General features: G+C 63.7%; 8 protein-coding genes and 1 pseudogene. All 9 read left to right on the forward strand.

From position 1 onward, the window contains the following. Positions 1–550, forward strand: a pseudogene (locus ENZ74_RS12800) (NADH-quinone oxidoreductase subunit E); the annotation flags it as partial. A gap of 10 nt (positions 551–560) precedes the next feature. Next, positions 561–1,865 carry an NADH-quinone oxidoreductase subunit NuoF gene (nuoF, locus tag ENZ74_RS12805; protein WP_013531094.1) on the forward strand — a complete coding sequence of 435 codons (1,305 nt, stop codon included), beginning with the start codon at positions 561–563 and terminating at the stop codon, positions 1,863–1,865. 71 nt (positions 1,866–1,936) lie between these two features. Then, the gene (locus ENZ74_RS12810) at positions 1,937–2,626 is read left to right on the forward strand and encodes an NADH-ubiquinone dehydrogenase (protein ID WP_063168237.1); all 690 of its coding nucleotides are present in this window, start codon (positions 1,937–1,939) and stop codon (positions 2,624–2,626) included. Positions 2,627–2,699: 73 nt separating this feature from the next. Continuing rightward, positions 2,700–4,781, forward strand: a complete 2,082-nt coding sequence (nuoG, locus tag ENZ74_RS12815; RefSeq protein ID WP_127312799.1) for an NADH-quinone oxidoreductase subunit NuoG — start codon at positions 2,700–2,702, stop codon at positions 4,779–4,781. Between the two features lie 2 nt (positions 4,782–4,783). Next, positions 4,784–5,827 carry an NADH-quinone oxidoreductase subunit NuoH gene (nuoH, locus tag ENZ74_RS12820; RefSeq protein WP_013531097.1) on the forward strand — a complete coding sequence of 348 codons (1,044 nt, stop codon included), beginning with the start codon at positions 4,784–4,786 and terminating at the stop codon, positions 5,825–5,827. After that, a complete protein-coding gene (gene nuoI / locus ENZ74_RS12825; RefSeq protein WP_013531098.1) occupies positions 5,827–6,318 on the forward strand; it encodes an NADH-quinone oxidoreductase subunit NuoI in 492 nt (163 codons plus the stop codon). Before nuoH ends, nuoI begins: the two co-directional genes overlap by 1 nt. A gap of 122 nt (positions 6,319–6,440) precedes the next feature. Further along, complete coding sequence (locus tag ENZ74_RS12830) at positions 6,441–7,061, forward strand: NADH-quinone oxidoreductase subunit J (RefSeq protein ID WP_013531099.1); 621 nt, start codon at positions 6,441–6,443, stop codon at positions 7,059–7,061. A gap of 1 nt (position 7,062) precedes the next feature. After that, complete coding sequence (gene nuoK, locus ENZ74_RS12835) at positions 7,063–7,371, forward strand: NADH-quinone oxidoreductase subunit NuoK (RefSeq protein ID WP_010910101.1); 309 nt, start codon at positions 7,063–7,065, stop codon at positions 7,369–7,371. A gap of 10 nt (positions 7,372–7,381) precedes the next feature. Beyond that, positions 7,382–8,632 (forward strand): NADH-quinone oxidoreductase subunit L (gene nuoL / locus ENZ74_RS12840; RefSeq protein ID WP_127312800.1); only part of this gene is annotated, 1,251 nt, incomplete at its 3' end.

Here is an 8,632-nt window from a genome sequence, read left to right on the forward strand (position 1 = left end):
GTCCAACACCAGCAAGCCGAAGACCGACGCCCCTGAAACCAGCCCGGCGCTGAAGACGCCTTCAAAAACCAAGGTCGCGCCGGCGGCTGAAAAGGCGGCGAGTGTTGCCGCTCCACTGCATTCGGCCGCCAATGCCAACAAGGCAGACTCCAAAGTCGAGCAGGTTTCCAAGCAGCGCAGTGGCCCCATCACCAAGGCCGAGCCGGCCTCCGCCTTCAAGGCGCCAGAGGTCAAGGTACCGGCCGCCAAGCCGGCCAAACCGTCGCTCGGGGACAAGAACCGCCCGGCCGGCATCGACAGGCCGGCACAGGTCGATGACCTCAAACTGATCTCCGGCGTCGGCCCCAAGATCGAGGGCATCCTGCATACGCTGGGCATCTTTACCTTCGCGCAGGTCGCGTCGTGGAAGAAGGCCGAACGCGAGTGGGTGGATGGCTATCTCTCTTTCCAGGGCCGCATCGATCGCGACGACTGGGTCAAGCAGGCCAAGGCGCTCGCCAAGGGTGGCGTCGCCGAATACATCCGCGTCTTCGGCAAGAAGCCGGTCTGAGGGACGAAAAATGCTCGGGGATAAAGACCGCATCTTCACCAATATCTACGGCCTGTTCGACAAGTCCTTGGCCGGCGCGATGGCGCGCGGCGCCTGGGATAACACGCCCGGCATCGTCGCCAAGGGCCGCGAGTGGATCGTCAACGAGATGAAGGCGTCGGGCCTGCGCGGCCGTGGCGGCGCCGGCTTCCCGACGGGCCTCAAATGGTCGTTCATGCCCAAGCAGAGCGACGGCCGGCCGAGCTACCTGGTCATCAATGCCGACGAATCGGAGCCCGGCACCTGCAAGGACCGCGACATCCTGCGCAACGACCCGCACACGCTGGTCGAGGGCGCGCTGCTTGCCGGTTTCGCCATGGGTGCGGTTGCCGCCTACATCTATGTGCGCGGCGAGTTCATCCGCGAGCGCGAGGCGCTGCAGCGCGCGATCGAGGAGGCCTATGAGGCCAAGCTGATCGGCAAGAACAACACCTCCGGCTACGATTTCGACATCTACATGCACCACGGCGCCGGCGCCTATATCTGCGGCGAGGAGACAGCGCTCCTCGAAAGCCTCGAAGGCAAGAAGGGCCAGCCGCGGCTGAAGCCGCCATTCCCGGCCAATGTCGGCCTCTATGGCTGCCCGACCACGGTCAACAATGTCGAATCGATCGCGGTTGCGCCGACCATCCTGCGCCGCGGTGCGGCCTGGTTCTCGTCCTTCGGCCGGCCGAACAATGTCGGCACCAAGCTGTTTTGCATCTCCGGCCACGTCAACAATCCGTGCACGGTCGAAGAGGCGATGTCGATCCCGTTCCGCGAACTGATCGAGACGCATTGCGGCGGCATTCGCGGCGGCTGGGACAATCTTTTGGCGGTCATACCGGGCGGCGCTTCGGTGCCGCTGGTGCCGGCCGAGCAGATCATCGACGCGCCGATGGATTTCGACGCGCTGCGCGACCTCAAATCCGGCCTTGGAACCGCGGCTGTCATCGTCATGGACAAGTCGACCGATGTCGTGAAGGCGATCGCGCGGCTTTCCTACTTCTACAAGCACGAGAGCTGCGGCCAGTGCACGCCATGCCGCGAAGGTACCGGCTGGATGTGGCGGGTGATGGAACGGCTGGTGCGCGGCGAGGCGCAGAAGCGCGAGATCGATATGCTGCTCGACGTCACCAAGCAGATCGAAGGCCATACGATCTGCGCGCTGGGCGACGCGGCGGCATGGCCGATCCAGGGCCTGATGCGGCATTTCCGCGGCGAAGTGGAGCGGCGCATCGACGAGTTTTCGCGCAATGCGCACCGGGCCGAGCCTGTGATGGTGGCGGCGGAATAGAAGAACGTTTTACGCGGACGAAAGTCCGCAGCGAAGGGCGGGGCGAACGACGAAACGACCAGGAGAACTCTATGGCGCCGTATTCGAACCCGCTGATGCCCAATTTGGACCAGATCGAGCAGATGAACCAGGACTTGACCAGGATGATGCCGAAGGAGATGGCCAGTGCCGTCAACCTTTTCGTGCATCCTGTGGCGGGTGCGGCCGCGATGTCGGCGCTTGGCCTCGGGCTTGCCAATCATGCTTTTGGCGTCTGGCTGGGCGCGTTTTCAGGCGCGGCAGAAGCCTCGCAACGGCTGCTGCAGCCGATCGTCGATGATTTCGAGGCGCGCGTCGCCCAGTTCGATGAACCGAGTCCTTCCTCCACCAAGGCACGGGCAACGGCGAAAACAATGATCGCCGAGGCGCAGTCCTTCGCGCAGGAAGTCACCGATATTGCCGCCAAGGAAGCCGCCACCATGACGCCGGTGGCAAATGCCGTTCCCGCAACGGGCGGCGTCGGCGATGCGCTGTTGCCCGAGGATTTCAGGCAGCCCAAGGCCATGGAGAAGCCGGCGAAACCGGCGGATCTCAAGGCGATATCCGGCATCGGGCCCAAGCTGGAAAAGGTTCTCAACGGCCTCGGCATCTGGACGTATGCCCAGATCGCGGCATGGACGCCGCAAGAGGTTGCCTGGGTCGAGGACTATCTGTCGCTCGGCGGCCGCATCGGCCGCGACGATTGGACAGCTCAAGCGGCGGCGCTCGCCGTCAAGAAGTGAATGAAGTGCTCGACGTGGTCTCGACCGCGTCCGGAAAAAGAGATTGCGGGAACTCCGCAGGGGTTTGAGGCGAATGGCAAAGCTCAAGGTCGACGGGAAAGAGATCACTGTACCCGACCACTACACGCTGCTGCAGGCGGCGGAAGACGCTGGCGCGGAAGTGCCGCGCTTCTGCTTCCATGAGCGGCTGTCGATCGCCGGCAATTGCCGCATGTGCCTGATCGAGGTGAAGGGCGGGCCGCCCAAGCCGCAGGCTTCCTGCGCCATGAACGTGCGCGACCTGCGTCCCGGCCCGAATGGCGAGGCGCCGGAAATCTTCACCAACACGCCGATGGTCAAGAAGGCCAGGGAAGGCGTGATGGAGTTCCTGCTGATCAACCATCCGCTGGATTGCCCGATCTGCGACCAGGGCGGCGAATGCGACCTGCAGGACCAGGCGATGGCTTTCGGCGTCGATTCCTCGCGCTATCACGAGAACAAGCGCGCGGTCGAAGACAAATACATCGGACCGCTGGTGAAGACGGTGATGAACCGCTGCATTCACTGCACGCGCTGCGTCCGCTTCACCACCGAAGTCGCCGGCATTTCCGAACTGGGCCTGATCGGCCGTGGCGAGGATGCCGAGATCACCACCTATCTCGAACAGGCGATGACCTCGGAGCTGCAGGGCAATGTCATCGACCTTTGCCCGGTCGGCGCGCTGACCTCGAAGCCATTCGCCTTCCAGGCGCGGCCGTGGGAGCTGACCAAGACCGAATCCATCGACGTGATGGATGCGGTCGGCTCGGCGATCCGCGTCGATAGCCGGGGCCGCGAAGTGATGCGCATCCTGCCGCGCGTCAACGAGGCGGTGAACGAGGAGTGGATCTCCGACAAGACCCGCTTCATCTGGGACGGCCTGCGCACGCAGCGCCTTGACCGCCCCTATGTGCGCAAGGACGGCAGGCTGGTTGCTGCCAGCTGGGCCGAGGCCTTCGCCGCGATCAAGGACGCGGTGTCGAAGACGGCGCCCGAAAAGATCGGCGCTATCGCGGGCGATCTCGCCGCCGTCGAAGAAACCTATGCGCTCAAGCTGCTGATGGCTTCGCTCGGCTCGAAGAATACCGATTGCCGCCAGGATGGCGCCGCACTCGATCCGGCGCTGGGCCGTGCGAGCTATATCTTCAACCCGACCATCGAAGGCATCGAGCAGGCCGATGCGGTGCTGATCATCGGCGCCAACCCACGTTATGAAGCCTCGGTGCTCAATGCGCGCATCCGCAAGCGCTGGCGGACCGGCAATCTGCCGGTCGGCGTCATCGGCGATGTCGGCGATACCCGCTACGATTACGAACAGCTGGGCGCCGGGCCGGATTCGCTTGGGGATTTGGCCAACGGCAATGGCAAGTTCTTCCAGACGCTGAAGAAGGCGACACACCCGCTGATCATCGTGGGACAGGGCGCGCTGGCGCGTGCCGATGGCGCGGCCGTGCTCGGTCAGGCGGCCAAGCTCGCGGCCGCCGTCAACGCTGCTCGCGCAGACTGGAACGGCTTTGCCGTGCTGCACAATGCGGCCGGGCGCGTCGGCGGTCTCGATCTCGGCTTCGTGCCGGGCGAGGGCGGCAGAAACGTTGCCGGCATGCTGGGCGAAATGGAGCTCTTGTTCCTGCTCGGCGCCGACGAGATCGACATGGCCAAGACCGGCGGCGCCTTCGTCGTCTATATCGGCACGCATGGCGACCAGGGCGCGCACCGCGCCAATGTCATCCTGCCGGCGGCCGCCTACACGGAAAAATCGGCCACCTATGTCAACACCGAAGGGCGTGTGCAGCAGACCAACCGCGCCGGCTTCGCGCCGGGCGAGGCGCGCGAGGACTGGGCGATCCTGCGGGCGCTGTCGGATGTGCTGGGCGAGAAACTGCCGTTCGATTCGCTGCCGCAGCTGCGCGCCAAGCTTTATGGCGAATACCCGCATCTGGCCCGTATCGACCAGGTCGCGGCCGGCAATGCCGAGGATATCGCCGAGGTGGCGAAGCTCGGCGGACGGCTGAACAAGGGCACCTTCACCTCGCCGGTGAAGGATTTCTACCTGACCAACCCGATCGCGCGGGCATCGGCCGTGATGGCGGAATGCTCGGCACTGGCCAAGAGCGGCTTCAAGCAGGCGGCGGAATAAGCATGGACACTTTCTTCTCCTTCTACGTGCTGCCGGCGCTGCTGATCCTGTTGAAGTCAGTCGTGCTGATCGTCGTTCTTTTGATCTTCGTCGCCTACATCCTCTACGCCGACCGCAAGATCTGGGCGGCGGTGCAATTGCGCCGTGGCCCGAACGTCGTCGGCCCCTGGGGCACGCTGCAGGCTTTCGCCGATCTGTTGAAGTTCGTCTTCAAGGAGCCGGTCATCCCGTCCGGCGCCAACAAGGGCGTGTTTCTGCTGGCGCCGCTGGTGTCGGCCGTGCTGGCGATCTCGGCCTGGGCGGTCATCCCGGTCAGCCACGGCTGGGCGATCGCCAACGTCAATGTCGGCATCCTCTATGTCTTCGCCATCTCCTCGCTCGAGGTCTACGGCGTGATCATGGGCGGCTGGGCGTCGAACTCGAAATATCCGTTCCTCGGCGCGCTGCGCTCGGCCGCGCAGATGGTGTCCTACGAAGTCTCGATCGGCTTCGTCATCGTCACCGTTCTGCTCACCGCCGGCTCGCTCAACCTCACCGATATCGTGCTGTCGCAGCATGATGGAATTGGTACGCGGCTTGGCCTGCCCAACACCTTCCTCGACTGGAACTGGCTGGCGCTGTTCCCGATGTTCATCATCTTCTTCATCTCGGCGCTGGCCGAGACGAACCGCCCGCCCTTCGATCTGGTCGAAGCCGAATCGGAACTGGTCGCCGGCCACATGGTCGAATATTCGTCGACCCCGTTCCTTTTGTTCTTCCTCGGCGAGTATGTCGCCATCGTGCTGATGTGCGCGCTGGCCACCATCCTGTTCCTCGGCGGCTGGCTGCCTCCGTTCGACTTCGCGCCGTTCACCTGGGTGCCGGGCGTCATCTGGTTCGTGCTGAAAGTCTGCTTCGTGTTCTTCGGCATCTCCATGGTGAAGGCCTTCGTGCCGCGCTACCGCTACGACCAATTGATGCGGCTTGGCTGGAAAGTGTTCCTGCCGATCTCGCTGTTCATGGTGGTCGCCACCGCGGCCTTCCTCAAGATCACGGGGTTTGCGTGATGTCCGCTCTTTCCCAAGCCGCCAAATCGCTGCTGCTGCAGGATTTCGTCAGCGCCTTCTTCCTGTCGATGCGCCAGTTCTTCGCGCCGAAGGAGACGATCAACTATCCGCACGAGAAGGGGCCAACCAGCCCGCGCTTCCGCGGCGAGCATGCGTTGCGCCGTTACCCGAACGGCGAGGAACGCTGCATCGCCTGCAAATTGTGCGAGGCGATCTGCCCCGCGCAGGCCATCACCATCGAGGCCGGCCCGCGCCGCAATGACGGCACGCGCCGCACGGTGCGCTACGACATCGACATGGTGAAGTGCATCTATTGCGGCTTCTGCCAGGAAGCCTGCCCGGTCGACGCCATCGTCGAGGGGCCGAATTTCGAGTTCGCGACGGAGACGCGCGAGGAACTCTACTACGACAAGGACAGACTGTTGGCGAATGGCGACCGGTGGGAGCGCGAGCTGGCGCGCAACATCTCGCTGGACTCGCCCTACCGCTGATATTTGACGCATGGACGGGGCGAGGGGCCTCGTCTAAGGACACAACGAAACTTGCGGCCTGAGGCGGCAAACATCGAAACAGGACGGTTGTCCTGTTTGTACAGGAACCCGGGGGATCCCCAATGTTGAGTGGACTAGAGGCGGCCTTTTTCTACCTCTTCGCCTTTGTCGCGGTGGCATCGGCGTTCATGGTCATTTCGTCGCGCAACCCCGTGCATTCGGTGCTGTTCCTGATCCTGACCTTCTTCAACGCCGCCGGCCTGTTCATGCTGACCGGCGCCGAGTTCCTGGCGATGATCCTGCTCGTCGTCTATGTCGGCGCGGTGATGGTTCTGTTCCTGTTCGTCGTCATGATGCTCGACGTCGATTTCGCCGAACTGAAGAGCGGCGCCCTGCAATATGCGCCGATCGGCGCGCTGGTCGGGCTGATCCTGGCGGCGGAGCTGATCGTGGTTCTCGGCGGCTACACCTTCGCGCCGCAGCTCGCTTCGACGGTCTCCAAGCCCATTCCGGATCTTGCCACGCGGACCAATACCGCCGCGCTCGGCGACATCCTCTATACGGACTACCTCTACTACTTCCAGATTTCGGGCCTCGTGCTGCTGGTCGCCATGATCGGCGCCATCGTGCTGACGCTGCGCCACAAGCCAGGCGTCAAGCGGCAGTCGATCGCAGCCCAGGTCGGCCGCACACCGGCGACCGGCATGGAAATCCGCAAGGTCAAGACAGGCGAGGGACTCTGAGATGGTTGTCGGCATCGCACATTATCTGACCGTATCGGCTGTTCTGTTCACGCTCGGCGTGTTCGGCATCTTCCTGAACCGCAAGAACGTCATCGTCATCCTGATGTCGGTCGAGCTGATCCTGCTGGCGGTCAACATCAACTTCGTCGCCTTTTCGGCAGCACTCGGCGATCTGGTCGGCCAGGTGTTCGCGCTGTTCGTGCTGACGGTCGCGGCGGCCGAAGCCGCCATCGGACTTGCCATTCTCGTCGTCTTCTTCCGCAACCGCGGCTCGATCGCGGTCGAAGACGTGAACATGATGAAGGGTTGACGGAACCACCATGTATCAGGCCATCGTCTTCCTTCCCCTGCTCGGCTTCCTGATCGTCGGCCTGTTCGGCACGTCGCTCGGCGCCAAGGCGTCCGAATACATCACCTCGGGTTTCCTGGTGATCGCGGCCGTGCTGTCGTGGGTCGCGTTCTTCACCGTCGGTTTCGGCCATGGCGAGGTGTTCACCGTGCCCGTGCTGCGCTGGATACAGTCGGGTGGGCTGGAAGCGTCCTGGGCGCTGCGGATCGACACGCTGACGGTGGTCATGCTGGTGGTGGTCAACACCGTGTCGGCGCTGGTCCACATCTATTCGATCGGCTACATGCACCACGATCCGAACCGGCCGCGCTTCTTCGCTTATCTGTCGCTGTTCACCTTCGCCATGCTGATGCTGGTGACGGCGGACAACCTCGTGCAGATGTTTTTCGGCTGGGAAGGGGTGGGGCTGGCGTCCTATCTGCTGATCGGCTTCTGGTACAAGAAGCCGTCGGCCAATGCCGCGGCAATCAAGGCCTTTGTCGTCAACCGCGTCGGCGATTTCGGCTTCGCGCTCGGCATCTTCGGCGTGTTCGTGCTGTTCGGCTCGGTCAATCTGGGCACCATCTTCGCCAATGCGGCGACGTTCATCCCGGCCGAAGGTGCACCGCAGGGTGCCGCGGTGCTGACTTTCCTTGGCCATGCGCTGGACAAGCAGGCGGCCATGACGATCGTCTGCCTGCTCCTGTTCATGGGCGCCATGGGCAAGTCGGCGCAAGTGCCGCTGCACACCTGGCTGCCGGACGCCATGGAAGGCCCGACGCCGGTTTCGGCCCTGATCCATGCCGCCACCATGGTGACGGCGGGCGTGTTCATGCTGGCGCGGTTGTCGCCGCTGTTCGAACTGTCGCATTCGGCGCTGACGGTCGTGACCTTCATCGGTGCCTTCACGGCCTTCTTCGCGGCCACCGTCGGTCTCGTCCAGAACGACATCAAGCGCGTCATCGCCTATTCGACCTGCTCGCAGCTCGGTTACATGTTCGTGGCGCTCGGCGTCGGCGCCTATGGCGCGGCGATCTTCCACCTGTTCACGCATGCCTTCTTCAAGGCGCTGCTGTTCCTCGGCTCGGGCTCGGTCATCCACGCCGTGTCCGACGAGCAGGACATGCGCAATATGGGCGGCCTCAGGAAACTGATCCCGACCACCTACTGGATGATGGTGATCGGCACGCTGGCGCTGACCGGCGTCGGCATTACGGTGACGGTCATCGGCACCGCCGGCTTC

Source organism: Mesorhizobium sp. M7A.F.Ca.CA.002.15.2.1, assembly GCF_003998715.1.
Lineage (GTDB): Bacteria > Pseudomonadota > Alphaproteobacteria > Rhizobiales > Rhizobiaceae > Mesorhizobium > Mesorhizobium ciceri.